18 protein-coding genes are annotated in these 16,347 nt (G+C 40.3%); 5 read left to right on the top strand and 13 right to left on the bottom strand.

The window, feature by feature from the left end; genetic code table 11:
• Nucleotides 1–91 precede the first annotated feature (91 nt).
• Complete coding sequence (locus BUF13_RS09825; RefSeq protein ID WP_073571589.1) at nt 92–466, top strand: UDP-glucuronosyltransferase; 375 nt, start codon at nt 92–94, stop codon at nt 464–466.
• On the opposite strand, the gene BUF13_RS09820 is transcribed toward BUF13_RS09825, so the two are convergent.
• On the bottom strand, nt 463–690 hold the full coding sequence (locus tag BUF13_RS09820) for a hypothetical protein (protein WP_073571588.1): 228 nt from the start codon (nt 688–690) through the stop codon (nt 463–465). The genes BUF13_RS09825 and BUF13_RS09820 overlap by 4 nt on opposite strands.
• A gap of 105 nt (nt 691–795) precedes the next feature.
• On the opposite strand from BUF13_RS09820, the gene BUF13_RS09815 reads away from it, so the two are divergent.
• Entirely contained in the window at nt 796–1,704 is a 909-nt protein-coding gene (locus BUF13_RS09815; RefSeq protein WP_073571587.1) for an AEC family transporter, read from the top strand.
• On the opposite strand, the gene BUF13_RS09810 is transcribed toward BUF13_RS09815, so the two are convergent.
• From BUF13_RS09810 to BUF13_RS09760, 11 genes are all read right to left on the bottom strand, one after another.
• Nucleotides 1,696–2,502, bottom strand: coding sequence for an inositol monophosphatase family protein (locus BUF13_RS09810; RefSeq protein WP_073571586.1), 807 nt, complete (start codon nt 2,500–2,502; stop codon nt 1,696–1,698). The genes BUF13_RS09815 and BUF13_RS09810 overlap by 9 nt on opposite strands.
• A gap of 79 nt (nt 2,503–2,581) precedes the next feature.
• Nucleotides 2,582–3,328: a 16S rRNA (cytidine(1402)-2'-O)-methyltransferase gene (gene rsmI, locus BUF13_RS09805; RefSeq protein ID WP_073571585.1), complete on the bottom strand. Its 747-nt coding sequence runs from the start codon at nt 3,326–3,328 to the stop codon at nt 2,582–2,584.
• Entirely contained in the window at nt 3,325–3,558 is a 234-nt protein-coding gene (locus BUF13_RS09800) for a 4a-hydroxytetrahydrobiopterin dehydratase (protein ID WP_073571584.1), read from the bottom strand. The genes rsmI and BUF13_RS09800 overlap by 4 nt, the downstream gene beginning before the upstream one ends.
• 10 nt (nt 3,559–3,568) lie before the next feature.
• The gene (locus tag BUF13_RS09795; RefSeq protein WP_073571583.1) at nt 3,569–3,835 is read right to left on the bottom strand and encodes a DUF493 family protein; all 267 of its coding nucleotides are present in this window, start codon (nt 3,833–3,835) and stop codon (nt 3,569–3,571) included.
• Between the two features lie 72 nt (nt 3,836–3,907).
• Complete coding sequence (locus BUF13_RS09790; RefSeq protein ID WP_073571582.1) at nt 3,908–6,016, bottom strand: peptidylprolyl isomerase; 2,109 nt, start codon at nt 6,014–6,016, stop codon at nt 3,908–3,910.
• A gap of 85 nt (nt 6,017–6,101) precedes the next feature.
• Nucleotides 6,102–7,379 (bottom strand): hemolysin family protein, encoded by a 1,278-nt coding sequence (locus BUF13_RS09785; protein WP_073571581.1) that lies wholly within the window; start codon nt 7,377–7,379, stop codon nt 6,102–6,104.
• A gap of 2 nt (nt 7,380–7,381) precedes the next feature.
• Nucleotides 7,382–7,591 (bottom strand): hypothetical protein, encoded by a 210-nt coding sequence (locus tag BUF13_RS09780; protein WP_073571580.1) that lies wholly within the window; start codon nt 7,589–7,591, stop codon nt 7,382–7,384.
• Nucleotides 7,588–8,124, bottom strand: coding sequence for an LPS export ABC transporter periplasmic protein LptC (gene lptC / locus BUF13_RS09775; RefSeq protein ID WP_073571579.1), 537 nt, complete (start codon nt 8,122–8,124; stop codon nt 7,588–7,590). Before lptC ends, BUF13_RS09780 begins: the two co-directional genes overlap by 4 nt.
• A 91-nt stretch (nt 8,125–8,215) precedes the next feature.
• Entirely contained in the window at nt 8,216–9,520 is a 1,305-nt protein-coding gene (locus BUF13_RS09770; RefSeq protein WP_073571578.1) for a tetratricopeptide repeat protein, read from the bottom strand.
• Nucleotides 9,521–9,590: 70 nt separating this feature from the next.
• A complete protein-coding gene (gene bamG, locus BUF13_RS09765) occupies nt 9,591–10,874 on the bottom strand; it encodes a BamG family beta-barrel-assembly machinery protein (protein WP_073571577.1) in 1,284 nt (427 codons plus the stop codon).
• A complete protein-coding gene (locus tag BUF13_RS09760) occupies nt 10,864–11,580 on the bottom strand; it encodes a type III pantothenate kinase (RefSeq protein WP_073571576.1) in 717 nt (238 codons plus the stop codon). Before BUF13_RS09760 ends, bamG begins: the two co-directional genes overlap by 11 nt.
• A gap of 101 nt (nt 11,581–11,681) precedes the next feature.
• Here BUF13_RS09760 and BUF13_RS09755 point away from each other — a divergent pair, with 101 nt between their 5' ends.
• The 3 genes from BUF13_RS09755 (at nt 11,682) to BUF13_RS09745 (ending at nt 15,762) form a co-directional block, all read left to right on the top strand.
• A complete protein-coding gene (locus BUF13_RS09755) occupies nt 11,682–12,755 on the top strand; it encodes an anhydro-N-acetylmuramic acid kinase (protein WP_073571575.1) in 1,074 nt (357 codons plus the stop codon).
• A gap of 73 nt (nt 12,756–12,828) precedes the next feature.
• Nucleotides 12,829–14,055: a Glu/Leu/Phe/Val dehydrogenase dimerization domain-containing protein gene (locus BUF13_RS09750; RefSeq protein WP_073571574.1), complete on the top strand. Its 1,227-nt coding sequence runs from the start codon at nt 12,829–12,831 to the stop codon at nt 14,053–14,055.
• A gap of 183 nt (nt 14,056–14,238) precedes the next feature.
• Nucleotides 14,239–15,762: a sodium:proton antiporter gene (locus BUF13_RS09745; protein ID WP_073571573.1), complete on the top strand. Its 1,524-nt coding sequence runs from the start codon at nt 14,239–14,241 to the stop codon at nt 15,760–15,762.
• Here BUF13_RS09745 and BUF13_RS09740 read toward each other — a convergent pair.
• Nucleotides 15,739–16,338: a DNA-3-methyladenine glycosylase I gene (locus BUF13_RS09740; RefSeq protein WP_073571572.1), complete on the bottom strand. Its 600-nt coding sequence runs from the start codon at nt 16,336–16,338 to the stop codon at nt 15,739–15,741. The genes BUF13_RS09745 and BUF13_RS09740 overlap by 24 nt on opposite strands.
• Nucleotides 16,339–16,347: the final 9 nt, after the last annotated feature.

Genomic DNA, 16,347 nt, shown 5'->3' with positions numbered 1-16,347 from the left:
GTCCTTATTATCCAATGTAGAATAGGATTGAAAAATAGGAAGTTCTTTTTCTTTCTATGAAAAGCTTCCCACTCCTTCGTAAATTCGGCCTATGGTCGATTTCAAATTTCAGCCTGATACCTACTTTTCTGAGGAAATAACCTCGGTTTTGCTCGTAAAATTGAATTTCCCAGAGTCAACTTGGGGAGAGCAAATCAGTATTTATGCTCATCAAATGGATTTCAAAATTCATTTGGAAGCAGTAGATTTTTATGGAAATGAATACATGCTGTACCCTTCAAAAATAGAAGAGCCTATGAATTTGGAGGATTTGATATATCTGATCGAAGGCATGCAAGTCAATCAGGATGAGATGGAAGGGAATATGGAATTGGTTTTAGATGGAATCCCTGAAGCCACAAGTAGCTACTATCCAGATCTGGAAAAATACTTTGAAGAGAAGCGTAAAAGTTTTGGGTTAGACTAGATGTCCAGTGCTCCTTGCCTTTGGTAAGTCACCTGATTGCTTTGAAACCAATACTCGTATGTTTCAAAGTCAATGCAATCCTTCAACTCAATGCCGTTGTAAAGAACTTTCTTCAGACAATTGACAGGTAGCCAAGATTTCAATTTCCTTTCCTGATCCTTGGAAAGCTGCGATAATTGAATCCATTTACTCCCATTGATAAAAATCGGTATAAGTTTAGTCATAGGTTAAGGGCTATTTCGATTCAAAAGTATACTGATTTTCAGATCACTACAATTATGCCAAATTAATTTTATGTTAAAAAAAGCTGAGTTTCATATCTTGCCGGGATGATTGGAGCCATAGTTTCATTTCTATTTTTAGCAGCAGGCCTTTATTTTCAGCGACGCCCTGATTTTCCGGTCGAGAAAGCTATCCGTTGGGTCAACTCTTATCTTTTCAACATTGTCTTGCCTGCCTTGGCTTTGTTATACATTCCTCAGATCAAGCCAGGATGGGATTTATTGATCCCCATTTCAGCGGCATGGTTTACATTCTTCCTTTCTTGGCTGGTATTTGGAAGTCTAGGAAGAATTTTCAATTGGAGCCCTCAAGTAACAGGTTGCCTATCCATCGTTGCAGGCTTAGCAAACACATCCTTTTTGGGATTTCCGGTAGTGGAAGCGCTTTATGGCAAAACTGGCCTACCAGTAGCCTTACTCATGGATCAAGGAGGTTCTTTTCTTTTGGTGTCTTCCGTAGCAATTGTAATTGGCTCAATCTACAGCCATGAAAGTGGCAACCTCTCAGAGATACCTTGGAAAATTCTCAAATTTCCTCCCTTCGGATTCTTAATCGCAACTTTAATCATGAGTTTGATAGGGTGGAAAACACCGGAGTTTTTAATTCCTACTTTACAATTGATCGGAAAAACCATGGCACCCATAGCCCTTCTCGCCATTGGGCTCCGTTTCAAAGTTGAGAAAGCGGATTTGACCTCTAAGTTTTTCTGGTATGGATTGGGCTACCGGTTGATTTTGGCTCCAGCATTGGTCTTCTTGATTTATAGAAATTTCCTCAATCCAGTCGGGCTTACCTTCAAAGTCACTGTATTAGAATCAGCCATGGCTCCTATGATCACAGGATCTATTGTAGCTATTAATTACCATTTGGCCCCAAGACTTGCAGCTTTACTATCGGGCTTGGGAATGGTAATATCTATTGGAAGTATTCTGCTTTGGTATTTCTTTTTAGGATGACCAATCCTTGCTCAGCTCATCCAATATTTCGCTGTGGATATTTCCATTGGTAGCCAAAATCTGTCTCCCAAAAACAAAATCCTTTCCTCCGGAAAAATCAGTAACCATTCCTCCAGCTTCCTGGACAATAATGGCACCTCCTGCTACATCGTAGGAATTCAGATTGTACTCAAAAAAGCCCTCGGCCCTTCCACAGGCCACATAAACTAAATCAACTGCGGCTGATCCAAACCTCCTCAAACCATGGGTCGTTTGCATCAATGATTTCAATGTAGCCAAATAGCGATCAATCAAATCAAAATTGTAATAGGGAAAACCCGTCGCAATCAAGGAAGCTGATAAATCAGGAGCCTTGCTTACATGAATCGGTTTTTCATTACAAAAAGCTCCACCGCCTTTTGTCGCATAAAAGCACTCATCCAAATTTACCTCGTAAACAACACCCAAAATCAGTTCATCCTTTTGGATCAGAGCAATACTCACAGAAAATACCGGAATACCATGGATAAAGTTGGTTGTCCCATCCAAAGGATCGATAATCCAATTCAAATCATCCGATTGAGTAGTACTAGTACCCTCCTCAGTAATAAAACCGGCTTCAGGCAGCACTTTCCTTAATCCTTCCACAATTAACTTTTCAGCTTCCTTATCCACATAGGAAACCAGATCATTGAAGCCTTTGTGTTCCACAGCATCCATATCGAAGTGCTGTCTTTCCTGACGTATAAATGCACCCGCTTTTTTGGCAATTACTTTCGTCTCTTCTAGGACTTGCTGTAGCTTTTCTTGGGTAAGCATAGTGGTGATTGGTGGTTTTTAATTAGTTAATAGGTATTTGTTATTAGTAAAAAATCAGCTCTTATTCTCTTTCAAAAATTCATTTCCCGCTTTTCCCGGACTTCAGATAACGAGCTTGCTTTTCTTCTCTTGTTTCTTTTTTCACCGAAACTCCTTCTACAGTCAGAACGATCTCTCCCTTTAGCAGATTGGTTTCATAATATTCAATCAACTCTTCCAAACTTCCACGCACATTCTCCTCATGAAGCTTTGTGAGCTCTCTGGAGACGCAAGCTTGCCTATCCGGCCCGAAGGCCTCAGAAAGCTGCTCCAAGGTCTTAATAAGCCTGTGAGGGGATTCGTAGAATATCATCGTTCTCGATTCTTCTATCAAAGCATCGATTCTTGTTTTTCTACCCTTCTTGTGCGGAAGAAAGCCTTCGAATACAAAGCGATCATTGGGAAGTCCAGAATTTACCAAGGCAGGAACGAAAGCGGTGGGACCAGGTAAGCATTGAACGTCCAAGCCAGCTGCCAAGACCTCTCGAACCAACAAAAACCCCGGGTCAGATATCCCTGGAGTACCTGCGTCACTAACCAAGGCAAAAACTTCTCCCTTCTTCATTCGTTCCACAAGCTTTTCAACAGCTTTGTGTTCGTTGAAAATATGATAAGATTGTAGATTATTAGAAATCTCCAGATGCTTCAAAAGCATCCCTGTGGTCCGGGTGTCTTCCGCCAAGATTACATCCACGGTTTTCAGGACTTCCAATGCTCGAAGTGTAATGTCTTTCAGGTTTCCGATAGGAGTAGGAACCAAAAACAAATTGATAACACTTTCACTCATGCAAGTATGGCGTCTATAGCTTTTGCCAATTGGCGATCTTTATCAGTCACAGTATTTCCAGCATCATGTGTCGTCAATTCAATTTCTACAGTATTGTAGACATTGGACCAGTTAGGGTGATGCTGCTGAGATTCTGCCAAAAATGCCACCCGAGTCATAAAGGCAAATGCCTCCTGGAAATCCTGGAATTTAAATGTCTTCTTGAGCCTATTGTTTTCCTCTTTCCACATATTCCTAGTATTAAAGTGACAACAATCCCTCGATCGAGGAAGCTTGCTCGTAGTATGCAATTACATCATCAGCACTGTCAACCATCACCTGAATAGTTGTACTGATATATTTCCCTCCTGAACTTGGTTTTAGAACCACTTCATGGTTGGGGAAAAGAGCTTTAACCTCATCTTCTTTCCCATTAGGGACGATGAACTTAAACATATACAATTGTGGAAACTCACCATTGGCTTCCAACTTCTCCTTGAAGGCTTGGGTATTAAATTGCTTTTGCATCCTACTAATTTATTAAAATGGATTACAAAAAAAGAACCCATGCTGTGTGGCATGGGTTCCAATTTTTGATTCTTAGAAGAATTTGTATCTAAAATCTTTCACATCCGCCAGATCCTGTAAGGCCATCATCACTTGATAAGATGACCTTTGAGCAGCATTCTGCGCCAGTTGCGCTTGATACCCGGAGTAGTCTCCGATTTCAGCAGCTGGGGTCAATGCGTTTAATTTCGCAACAATCACTCCGATATCCTCGGTCAATGGTTGTGTAGTTTCACCTTGAGAAATTCCGAAAATAGCTCCAACAGCTTTTGGCGCGAAGCCGATTCCTGGAATTACTGAAGAGCTCAGTTTCAAATCAGGGATCTCATTCAATGAAGCAGCTTCAGGATATACAGCTTTCATATCTTCCAAAGAAGACTTTCCAGCCAAAGCTTGCTTGATTACTTCAGCTTTCTTTTCGTTTCTAACTTGTCCCTCAACTTGAGCACGAACATCTTCCAATTTAGCATCACCTTCTTCTTTTCTACTTACCAAAGAAGCCACAATGTATGCATTGTCCAATTCAAATACTGGAGAAACCTCACCAGTAGAAGCTTCAGCAAAAGCCCAACGGATTACTTCTCTAGCATTTTGTAGGTTGTTCAAGTTTCTAGCACTTGCATCAATGTTATTAGCCTGAAGAACTCTGTAACCTTGATCGACTGCATTCTCAGTGAATTCATTTCTGTTTCCAGATTCAGCAGCAAAAGAGTCTGCATTTCTGAAAGCCTCATTTCTGGTAGCATCAGAAGCAACCAGTTCAAGTTGAAGAACTGCAAGTTTTGTGTATTCAGATTGAGGAAGCTCAGTTACCTCAATGATATGGTATCCATATTCTGTTTCCACCAAGTTTGGTAGAAGTCCAGTTGAGTTTCTAGCATAAGTAGCCTCAGCAAATGCGTCTACAAAATCAGCTTTTGCAAACCATCCTAGGTCACCGCCAGTTTGAGATGTTCCATCCTGACCATATTGTCTAGCAGTCAAAGCAAAGTCACCTCCGTTTTTAAGGTCAGCTAGAACTTCATCAGCCTGAGTTTTCACTTGAGCTTTGGTAGCATCATCCATTCCTTCTGTACTGAACAAAATATGAGAAGCTCTCATTCTTGGAGTTCCAGAATATTGGTCAGTAACTTTGAAAGAAACATAAGTTCCGTTTGCAGTAACGAATGGACCATAAGTCTCTCCGGCTTCGATAGCATCCACGTTATTGGTCAAATCAGCAGGAAGCTGATCGCCTGGACGGAAGGTGTAGAATGCAGGTCTTAGGTCAGAATTTCTGTTTACGAAAACTGAATCGTTGTCAGAAGTTCTCAACTCGTCTGTCAATTGACGGATATTAGCAATCACCTCGGCAGAATCTTCTCCACTTGGAAGAATGCTAAAGCTTACATATTCAACGTTGGCAGTATTACCTGTTTTGAACATATCCTGATGACTGTTCAAATAAGACTGAAGTTCAGAATCAGAAATAGTCACTGCATCGTCTTCCACAGCATAGTAAGGAACAAATAGGATAGATGCATCAGCAATAGAGTTTGCTGCATTGTATTCCATTTTGGCTTCTGCAGTAGTTACATACTCAGAAGTAGCCAACATGTTGTCATACTTGATTCTCAATCTAGAATCCGCGAAGATTTGCTCTTGTTGAGCCCAGAAAGCTTGCTGAGCAGGATCTGCAGTTTCCAAAGACTGAAGGAACGTGATCAACTGTGACTTATCGAATTGTCCAGTTTGTGGATTTACTAGTTGTTGACGTAGTTCAGGTACGATGTTCTTTCCTTGAACCATATCTACCAATTCAGCAGGAGAAATAGTCAAGCCCAACTTTTCATACTCTTCTTTGAATACTCTCTCAACAATCATTGCTTGCCAAGCCTGCTCTCTGACAGTGAACATTTCCACTTCAGATGGAGCGCGACCAGTACGCTGCTGATATGCGATTCTGAATTCTTCTACTTTGGCCACATACTCTTCATATGTGATGTCCTCACCTGCGATCTCACCAACGATGTTTTGGCTAGAGTTTAGCAAGGTGGAATTTGGACTCAATAGATCACCCCCCAAAAGGAATAAAATTAACCCGCCGGCAATTACACCGATTGCGAGACCTGTCCGCTGTCTAATTTGTTTAATTAACGCCATTATTGTTACTACGCTTTTTTAGAAGTGTCGCAAAATAATAGCATTAGTAACGAAATTCAAAATATATTCTGAATCAAACCATTACCTAAAAAATACCTGAGGCACCAATTTTGAGCCTAACTGAGTCAATTCTATGGTCTTGCTTCGACACAACCGTGAACGTATATGGCCCTATTGCCACTGACTCGCCCTTTTTGGGAAGATTCTCAGTGTAGGAAAGAATTAGCCCAGAAAGGGTTTCAAATTCTCCGACAGGCAAATCCCATTCATATTTATCGTTCAAATAATCAATTTCATGACGTGCACTGAGCAAATATTCCTGATCTCCGATCTTTTGCTCGATCAAATCATCACTGTCATATTCGTCTTCGATCTCTCCAAAAATCTCCTCAATGATATCTTCCATCGAGACGATTCCACTTGTTCCGCCAAATTCATCCACTACCAACGCCAAGCTTTTTCGCTCCTGTATAAATTCAATCAATAATTCATTGGCCAAAGCAGATTCTGGAGCAATGATGATAGGTGTCAGGATTTCTTCAATGCTTTTTGGCTTTTTGAAAAGCTCCAGCTGATGGCAATACCCAATGACATCGTCAATAGTTTCTCTGTAAACGATGATTTTAGAATGACCACTTTCAGCAAAAATTTCTTTTAACTCCTCAATGCTATCGTCAACCTCAACCGCAACAATGTCTGTCCTAGGCACCATACATTCTCTCACACGCACAGTCTTGAATTCCACGGCATTATCAAAAATCTTTGTATCAATTTCTGCTTTTCCCTCAATTTTTGCCTGATTCATGTGTGTTTGAATAAAGCTATTGAGATCAGTTACCGTAAATACAGGCTTATCCTCGCTGTATTCCAAGCGCAGGACTTTGGTGATAAAAAATCTAGAAAGGCCCACTACCGCCCAAACCACCGGATACATTAGGTAATAAATCACCAGCATCGGCAAAGCGAAAATATTCAGCATATTATTCGGATTGAGCATGAAGAGACTTTTTGGCAAAAACTCAGCAGTGATCAATACAACGATCGTAGAAATCAGTGTTTGAAGCACCAAAATAAAGCCCTCATTCGCAAGGCTACCCAAAAGCATCCTCAAAGGATCTTCAAGCAAATAGGCCATGAAAATACCATAAAGGACCAAAGCAATGGTATTTCCCATTAAGGTAGTTCCTATGAACTGCCCAGGATGTTGAATGAAATTACTTAGGATTTTACCGCTGAAAGCTCCTTGTTTGTTCTGGAGCTCAATCTGAAGTTTATTGGAAGAGATAAAGGCGATTTCTATTCCTGAGAAAAAAGCCGAAAACAGCAAAGTGATAATGACATAGATCAAGTAGCTTGTATCCATAATTAGTGTTTCCGTTTTTTCTTTTTCATTTTTTCAGGAATATCAGTTGGCGGTGGGTTTTTCATTCTTCTGTATTGAAACCAAAACAAAAGTGCCACAGCAAACATAAATATAGAGTAAGAATAGCCAATTCCTACTGTCATCGTCTGGTGGATTCCAATGATAATCAAAGCCAATGACAAGGACAATATCAATACATCTGCTAATTTCATAGATCTTCTCCCGGTAGAATAGTCCTACTATCCCTCAATTTTTTTAATGTGTAATTTTTAAAATTCTGATCTGCTTCCATTCCTGTCCCATTGAATAAAGTCTCCTTATCTCTAATGGTCACAAACTTATCTGTATAGATTTTTTGCTTATTGGGATCCCAAAACAACTCTTCGCTTTGGAGGTGCTGATCTTCCAAAATATTATCTACTTGAACATTACCTTCGCCACGATAAAGATTTTTTTCCTTGTCAAAATATCCTCTATCTGCTTTCAAAATGGTGCTTTTCTTACCATCCACTTCAAAATGTTCGATTAAGATCCCATCAGGAAACTCCATATTTCCATTCAAAAATTGCATTTGTTTCGGTGCCTTGATCTCGGACCTGACTACCGCAGAATCAGACCTGATCAAATGGATATTAGTCCCCATTCTTATGGGTCCATCATAAACCTCCAAGGCAGAGGAATCTATCTCCTGATCACATGCTGCAAAAATGAAAATACTTAAAACTAGAAGGTATAAATTCTTCATGGCACAAAGATAAACTATATTTTTCCTTTGAGTGTACCCAACGAAAAAAGGCAGCCAATTGGCTGCCTTTTCCTATATAAATGAAGTTAAATTAATCTCTAGTGGAGATAGATACGGTCTCTCCGATCCAGCATCCAGTGCTGATGGATCCACCTACCTGAAGGCCTTCAGTAAATACCTCTTCTTTAGAAGGGAACTGGCCTCTTGCTTGAGCCATTCCTTGAGAATCACCAGCTCTCTGGTATGCATTATAAGCAGCCATGTAGATAGCACGGTCTTTCACTCGAGAAACACCACCTTTACAATCATTGAAAGAGTTCATGTACAATCCACCGATCATTGAATATGCATCTTTGGTTCTTTCCGGATCCAAAGCAGCAGCTTCTTTAGCAGCGTTTCTTGCAGCAGATTTTCTACCCAAGTTTGCATGTACTTTCGCTAAGTCCATTTGGATTTCAGCTTTCTGAACATCGTTTTCAGCCAATGTCAAAGCTTTCTCCAATACTGGTTGAGCTTTTTCATAGTCTTTCTCCTGGATATATCTCATTGCTCTTACTTGAGAAGTAGCATAGGTAGGATTATTGGAGTCAATCAATTCCAAAGCAGACAAGAAAGCATTAGATGACAAACACTTGTATTGTACAGAATACTGGAAGATTTGTTGAGCCAATTTTTCATTGGTTGGATCTGCAGCCAATTTAGGTCCCATAGTATTCTCGATAAAGTCACAATCGATCAATTCCATAGCAACTAACAACTGCTCCATTTGGCTTCTTGGAGATGAAACATCTTTTCCACCCGCTTCAGCTTTATCCAAATCCTCTTGAATGCTTGCATAAATATCCAAGATTTGCTCATCGGTATAAGCATCGTTGTATGCATCGTGTCTTCTGACTGCGTCAAAATATGCAGGATAAAGAGCTGTCAATGAAAGTTCACCATTCAATTCCTTGGCTCTTTCAAAGTCACCAACAACATCGGCTAATTTTTCTTTTGCTCCTTTATAGAATCCATATCCGTAATAAGCTTTGTTTTCAATCCACTTAGGTGCGTTGTCATAAATTTCATCACGCTTATTATAGACCCAAATTACTGAATCTTGATATTCTCTCTTTTTTGCTTCATCAGCTGTAGCATCAGCGGCACCTTTGTAAACAGTCACACCATTGATATAGATGGACTCATTTAGCTCAGGTACATTTACCAATAACCAATGTAATGGCTTGGTAGCTTCTACAAACTGCTCAGACTTCATGTAATCAGTGTAAGCAGCGTTCAATTCTTTGGCTTTGGCTTCCTCAGCAGGATCAGTTGGAAAATTCCATCCATCCTGTGCTTGCACCATTCCGGCGAAAAGCAAGGCAGAAAGCCCCAGAAGGGTTGATTTAATTTTCATGGTTTGACTTGTTTAATTCGGTTAATTACGCTCTTCTATTTTTGTTTGGATTCCCAAACAGGTTAATTTTTTAATCAAATACTCTTTTGTAGAACCAGGAGTTGTCATTCAATGAGAAGCCAAGGGTGAAGTTCACATAGTTCTCTCGAATCAATCCTGCAGAGGTTGTTCCTCTTTGTCCCACTTTCACTGCGAAATTTAATAAAGACAATTGATTAACTGGAATTGAAGCTCCAAAGTTAATGCCAAGGTCATTGATATTTGTCTGGTTTAGGAAGTATGGAGTCTGCTGAAACTCGAATCCAAACCTATAGGTAGCTCTCTTCAAAAGGTTGTCCACCTCTAAGAAATCTGGCACGATTTGCATACCCAAACCTACTTTCACAGTCTCTCTTAATTGCAATTCATTTCCCAAGAAATTCTTGAAATCTTTGAAATCTTGGTATTGTCCTTCTAGTCCAATAACGTATTTATTGATCTTTTCATAGCTGACCCCAAATCCGTAACGACTTGGAATATAGATACTTCCCTTTTCATCGTTGAAAACTAGATCTCCTTCCGAATCGGGATCGCTAGCTTCACCAAATGCAGCCAGTTTGGCAAAAGCTTTTCCACTAACGTCACCTAGTCCCTGATAAATGGCACCAAGGTGTAGATTACTTTTGTCACCTACTTTGAAGTAATAGTGAGCTCCAAATTTCACCCCAACATCTGAAACTGTTAATCTTTCATAATATTCTGATGAGTTGCCCACTGAGACGCCATCTTGATCAAAAAGTGATAGCTGATTAGTTCGAATAGTAGATCCAAATAGGTAGGATCCATGAATACCGATACTCAAATTTTTGGCTAACAAGAAGCCCGCACTCAAATAAGCCTCACTGATACCGCCATCTCCCTCGATATTGTTGAAGGATTCGATTTCTGTTCCACTTACCATGCTTGAAACCTGAAGTCGGTAATTAACAGAGGTGATCTGATTCAACCCCATGCCCATTGCAAACTTTCCAGGTTTGAAAGGCAGAGACATTGCTATATAGGATAGACCTCCACCATCGACGTCTGAAGATTCAGAGCCATTGCTTGCATTGATTTTCTTATAGTTCAATGCTGCTTGAAAGTTAAAAATCGTATTTCTTGTTTGAAGAGCGGGATTGACCACATTTGGGTTCCAACCAGTACCAAAACTGATTCCAAGGCCTCCCATTCCTTGGTTTTGAGTCAATCCAGAATAATTAAATTCACCTATACCCAAAGCGGAATAGGTGGACGCACTGCCTTGGGCCTGCGCTTCAGAAAATAACAAAAGGGTGCAACACACACCCAACAAGTGCAATTTGATCTTACTCAACATTGTGGTTTAGAATACAATTCAGTCCATGCAGGACTAAATTTGGGACTACAAATATGTGGTCTTTTGCCAATGATTCAAAAGATTGTGCATCTCCTCCGCAAACAAAGACCTTAATTTCAGGAAATTCGGCCCTATAAGCCTGAATTTGACCCATTATTTCAAAGGCTATTCCGTACCATACTCCTGACTGCATGCAAGATTTGGTAGAATCTCCTAAATGTGATTCTGGTTTTTTTCCAACTTCGATCAAAGGAAGCCTAGCCGTAAACTGGTTCATGGCCTTGGCTCTCATCTCTAAGCCTGGGCTTATCGCGCCGCCTAGATAGGTGTTTCGGTCATTGACTAATTCGAAAGTCATGCAACTTCCCAAATCCACAACCAAAGTTGCTTCACCTTTTGATAATTGCCAGCCTCCAGTTGCCGCTGCAAGGCGATCCAAACCCAAAGTTTCCGGAGTTCCATAGCCATTTTGGATCGGCAAAGGTGTTGATTTTGTCAAAAAAAGAAAGTCAAAATCCAAATCTCTTCTCAATTCATCCTCTTCCCACTTAACAGAAGAAATTAAACAATTGGTAAATTCCAGCTCCTTCCAAATAGCTTTTGCCTTTTCCAAACTGGGAAAAGATTGCTCCCAAATCACATTACCCTCTTTAAAAAGGGCAGATTTGATGCGGGTATTTCCTATGTCGATAATGAGATTGGGCATGACTAGAATTCTGTTTGCAAATTAGCCATTTAAAAAAACAGGGCTTTTTCTGATTTCTAAAATTATCTTTATATCCTCCCTCACTTAACAAATATTAACCCATGAGTCCACAAAAATACCAGGTGATAGGTTTGATGTCTGGCACTTCAGGCGATGGATTGGACATTGCTTTTTGCGAATTTTATAAAGAAAACTCATGGTCTTTTCAGATTATCAAGGCTGAGACGGTCCCTTTTCCCTCAGGATTGGGAGAAAAGTTGATGAATTCACATTTGCTACCAGCTTTGGATCTAAACCTTTTGGATGTGGAATTTGGAAAATGGATGGGGGAGCAGGTTAATGAATTCTGCAATAGACATGACTATTCCCCTCTTGCTGTTTGTTCTCACGGACATACCGTTTTTCATCAACCTCAAAAAGGATTGAGTCTTCAAATTGGAAATGGATGGGCCATCCAATCTGCTTGTGGGTTGAAAGTCATCAATGATTTTCGGATGAAGGATGTCCAACTAGGAGGGCAGGGAGCACCTTTGGTACCTATTGGCGACCAAGAACTCTTTTCTGATAAAGATTTCTGCATCAATCTGGGTGGGATTTCCAATATTAGCATGGAATATCAAGGCAAAAGGATTGCTTTCGATATCAGTCCATTTAATATTCTTCTCAATCCAATTGCCGAGAAATTGGGAGCTCCCTATGATGATCAGGGAATTTGGGCTTCAGAGGGCAAGGTTCAAACCGAACTGCTAGATCAACTAAACGAAGTGCCTTTTTACCAAAAGTCCGGAGCCAAATCATTGGGAAGAGAGGACATGGAAAATGATTTCATCCCATTGATTGAGCATTTTGAGGCTTCAGAAAAAGATAAGCTTGCGACCCTTTTGGAGCATTATGCATTTCAAATAGCCAAGACAATTCAAGAAAAATCAGAAAAAGAAAAACCGTCCGTCCTTATCACCGGAGGCGGAGCTTATAACTTATACTTTATAGAAAGATTGGACTTTCATCTTCAAGGCAAATGGAATTTTTCCCCTGCAGAGAAAAAGCTGATCGAATTTAAAGAGGCTTTGATTTTCGCTCTTCTAGGTTTATTGAGAATTCTAGGCCAAGACAATTGTCTCGCTTCAGTCACAGGGGCAAGCAGAAATTCCAGTGGCGGAGTGATTTACGAATAATTACGTTCTAATTTCAAACTAGGAGAGCCTAGGAATTTTTATATTTTTGCCTGCATATAAACCCAAATTTTACATGCAGGAATTATTAAAAAGGTTTGAAAATCAAAAACCTGAAATCACCTTTGAATGGTCAGATTCAGAGTCTGAAGCCGAAGGCTGGGTAGTCATCAACTCACTAAGAGGAGGAGCTGCTGGAGGCGGCACCAGAATGCGCAAAGGACTGGACAAGAGAGAGGTGGAGTCATTGGCCAAAACCATGGAAGTCAAATTCACTGTTTCAGGTCCAGCTATTGGAGGAGCAAAATCTGGGATCAATTTCGATCCTAGTGATCCTCGAAAAGATGAAGTGTTGAGAAGATGGTATAAGGCCGTTACTCCACTTTTGAAAAACTACTATGGTACTGGAGGAGATATGAATGTGGACGAAATCCATGAGGTAATCCCAATCACAGAATCTTTTGGGATTTGGCATCCTCAAGAAGGAATCGTAAATGGACATTTCCATGCCACGGAACCGGAAAAAATCAAAAAACTCGGTCAATTAAGACAAGGGGTTTCCAAAGTATTGGAAGATCCTCACTATACTCCAAATGGTCCCAAAAAATACACTGTAGCTGATATGATCACTGGCTTTGGTGTAGCTGAGGCAGTAAGGCACTATTACAAAATTTGGGGAGGAGAGCTAAAAGGGAAAAGAGCTGTCATACAAGGTTGGGGAAATGTTGGAGCTGCAGCTGCATGTTTCTTAGCAGTTGAAGGTGTCAAAATTGTCGGAATCATAGATCGAGATGGCGGGCTAATCAATCAAAATGGCTTCACCTTAGATGAAGTCAGAGAATTGTTTGTCACCAGAAATGGCAATAAATTAGTATCTCCAAATTTGATTTCATTTGACGAAATCAATCAAAAAATCTGGGATTTGGAAAGTGAAATTTTCATTCCTGCAGCGGCATCTAGGCTTATCACACGTGAGCAATCAGAAAGAATGATCAAAGCAGGACTTGAAGTGATTTCTTGTGGTGCGAATGTGCCTTTTGCAGATCCTGAGATATTCTTTGGACCTATCGGCACCTGGACTGATCAGCAAGTGTCAGTGATTCCAGACTTTGTCGCTAACTGTGGGATGGCAAGAGTGTTTGCATATCTTATGAGCTCCAAGGCGGAAGTCACTGATCAAGCGATTTTCAAAGATGTCAGCAAGACCATAGAGAAAGCCTTGAAAAAGACTCATTCCGAAAATCCGAGCAAAACAAACATAGCTGAAAGCTCCTTTAAAATAGCTCTGGCTCAACTCGTGTAAAACCATTCTTGACCTTTGCCCGGGAGACATTAATTTTTGATTAATTCATCCGGGCAGAGTTTTCTTGTTGTGCCATTTCGAACAAAATCTGTAGTTTAGCAAAACACATTTGTGACGCCAACTACCAACAAAAATTTGTATAATTCAACCGAAAAGACTACCCGGCATACCCAATTACAGAATATGAAGAACTATATATTTGGCATTTCAATACTTTTCGGAATTTTATTTTTTACCGGAATCCAAGCCACCGAAAGTATGGCTATGGAAACCGCAAATTCGAGTACCCTAATTGCCCAAGCTGATCATGATCAAGAGGAAAGCCATGATTCTCCAGAAATGCATGCAGATGCAGATCATGGAGAAGAAGAGCATCATACTCCTCCGGGATGGTTGGTTATTCCATTCGTTGCGCTTCTATTGATGATCGCTACAGGGCCATTATTCTACGAACATTTCTGGCATCACAATTACCCTAAAATCGCGGTAGGATTGGCTATTTTGGTAGTTCTCTATTATTTATTTGTTTTAGGAAACGTGCATGCTCCAGTCCATGCCCTGGCTGAATATGTCCAATTTATAGCCCTTCTAGCATCACTTTACATCGCCTCAGGTGGTATTTTGATAGAAATAGACAAGAAGGCCACGCCAATGGCCAATGTGACATTGCTATTGATTGGCGCTTTGATTTCAAACTTAATCGGTACTACAGGAGCTTCCATGCTTTTGATCAGACCTTTCATCAGATTAAACAAAGGAAACATTCAGGCTTACCATATCATTTTCTTCATCTTCATGGTAAGTAATGTCGGCGGATCTTTAACTCCAATCGGTGATCCTCCGCTATTCCTTGGTTTCTTGAAAGGGATTCCTTTCTTCTGGACCTTAACTCACAACTGGCCAGCATGGATTTTTGCGTTGGGAGTATTGGCAGTGGTATTCTTCTTTATTGATAAAAAATTCGGAAAAGCTGCTGATGATTCTGAGTTGGAACCGGTGACGTATACCAATAAATTCTCAATGATTGGCATCAAGAATTTCGGTTGGTTATTTATCGTAATCTGCTCCGTATTCCTTGATCCAAATGTGATCGAATGGGTTCCAGCAATCCATTACGATGGTCAAAAGTTCTCCTTCCTTCGTGAGGTAATTATGCTTTCTGTTGCATTCTTCTCTTACAAGTTTGCGGATCAAAGAGCTATCAAAGGGAATGAATTCAACTTTGAACCTATTCGCGAAGTAGCCTTTATTTTCATTGGTATCTTCGGAACCATGATGCCTGCTTTGGAACTGGTTGGAAACTTCGCCAAATCACCGGAAGGGGCTGCTATGATTTCTCATAACACTTTGTATTGGGGAACGGGTACATTGTCTGGATTCTTGGACAATGCACCAACTTATTTAAACTTCCTAGCTGCAGCGATGGCTTCTAAAGGAGCTTCTATCAATAATATTGAAGAAGTTAGACAGTTTGCAGCTGACGGCTTTCATGATTCAGCCTTTGAATTGATGGCTATTGCTGTGGCATCCGTATTCTTTGGTGCTATGACCTACATCGGAAATGGTCCAAACTTCATGGTAAAATCAATCGCAGAGCAAAGCGGAATCAAAATGCCATCCTTCTTTGGCTATATCATCAGATTCTCACTTCCAATCTTACTCCCACTTCTATTCTTGGTGTGGCTAGTATTCTTTGCTTTCGCCTAAAGCTTTCACAATTTCATATTGAAGACAATCGATCTGGTGATCATTCACTAGACCGGTTGCCTGCATATGAGCATAGATCGTGGTAGAGCCTAAAAATTTGAAACCTCTTTTCTTTAAGTCCTTTGCCAGTTTATCTGACTCTGGAGTAGTTGCAGGTGCTGTCTTATAATTTTCCCAAGCATTTTGGATAGGTTTTCCACCAACAAACGACCAGATATAGTTTGAAAAGGAGCCGAACTCTTTTTGCACTTCCTTAAAGCGTTTAGCATTATTGATGGCTGCATTGATTTTCAATTTGTTCCTTACAATCCCTGGATCCTGCAGCAATTCCTCGGCTCTTTCTTCAGAAAATTGGGCCACTTTTTCATAGTCAAAATCGGCAAAAGCTTTTCGATAGCCTTCTCTTTTCCTGAGGATTGTCGACCAACTCAACCCAGCTTGGGCAGATTCTAAAATCAAAAATTCGAAATGTACTCGATCATCATAAACCGGAACTCCCCATTCTTTATCGTGATACTGGATATATTCCTCAAATCCTAAGCACCAGCCACACCTTTTCTCTTCTTTCATTTCCATTTAAAAAGC

The sequence above is a fragment of the Algoriphagus zhangzhouensis genome, assembly GCF_900148515.1.
In the GTDB taxonomy this organism is placed as follows: Bacteria; Bacteroidota; Bacteroidia; order Cytophagales; family Cyclobacteriaceae; genus Algoriphagus; species Algoriphagus zhangzhouensis.
Note: the sequence above shows the minus strand (reverse complement) of the source record. Positions and strands in the feature narration are given on the sequence as shown.

Bases quoted from the DNA above. Each gene is read 5' to 3' on its own strand.
- BUF13_RS09825 (WP_073571589.1), top strand. From the start codon at position 92: ATGGTCGATTTCAAATTTCAGCCTGATACCTACTTTTCTGAGGAAATA.
- BUF13_RS09820 (WP_073571588.1), bottom strand. From the start codon at position 690: ATGACTAAACTTATACCGATTTTTATCAATGGGAGTAAATGGATTCAA.
- BUF13_RS09815 (WP_073571587.1), top strand. From the start codon at position 796: ATGATTGGAGCCATAGTTTCATTTCTATTTTTAGCAGCAGGCCTTTAT.
- BUF13_RS09810 (WP_073571586.1), bottom strand. From the start codon at position 2,502: ATGCTTACCCAAGAAAAGCTACAGCAAGTCCTAGAAGAGACGAAAGTA.
- rsmI (WP_073571585.1), bottom strand. From the start codon at position 3,328: ATGAGTGAAAGTGTTATCAATTTGTTTTTGGTTCCTACTCCTATCGGA.
- BUF13_RS09800 (WP_073571584.1), bottom strand. From the start codon at position 3,558: ATGTGGAAAGAGGAAAACAATAGGCTCAAGAAGACATTTAAATTCCAG.
- BUF13_RS09795 (WP_073571583.1), bottom strand. From the start codon at position 3,835: ATGCAAAAGCAATTTAATACCCAAGCCTTCAAGGAGAAGTTGGAAGCC.
- BUF13_RS09790 (WP_073571582.1), bottom strand. From the start codon at position 6,016: ATGGCGTTAATTAAACAAATTAGACAGCGGACAGGTCTCGCAATCGGT.
- BUF13_RS09785 (WP_073571581.1), bottom strand. From the start codon at position 7,379: ATGGATACAAGCTACTTGATCTATGTCATTATCACTTTGCTGTTTTCG.
- BUF13_RS09780 (WP_073571580.1), bottom strand. From the start codon at position 7,591: ATGAAATTAGCAGATGTATTGATATTGTCCTTGTCATTGGCTTTGATT.
- lptC (WP_073571579.1), bottom strand. From the start codon at position 8,124: ATGAAGAATTTATACCTTCTAGTTTTAAGTATTTTCATTTTTGCAGCA.
- BUF13_RS09770 (WP_073571578.1), bottom strand. From the start codon at position 9,520: ATGAAAATTAAATCAACCCTTCTGGGGCTTTCTGCCTTGCTTTTCGCC.
- bamG (WP_073571577.1), bottom strand. From the start codon at position 10,874: ATGTTGAGTAAGATCAAATTGCACTTGTTGGGTGTGTGTTGCACCCTT.
- BUF13_RS09760 (WP_073571576.1), bottom strand. From the start codon at position 11,580: ATGCCCAATCTCATTATCGACATAGGAAATACCCGCATCAAATCTGCC.
- BUF13_RS09755 (WP_073571575.1), top strand. From the start codon at position 11,682: ATGAGTCCACAAAAATACCAGGTGATAGGTTTGATGTCTGGCACTTCA.
- BUF13_RS09750 (WP_073571574.1), top strand. From the start codon at position 12,829: ATGCAGGAATTATTAAAAAGGTTTGAAAATCAAAAACCTGAAATCACC.
- BUF13_RS09745 (WP_073571573.1), top strand. From the start codon at position 14,239: ATGAAGAACTATATATTTGGCATTTCAATACTTTTCGGAATTTTATTT.
- BUF13_RS09740 (WP_073571572.1), bottom strand. From the start codon at position 16,338: ATGGAAATGAAAGAAGAGAAAAGGTGTGGCTGGTGCTTAGGATTTGAG.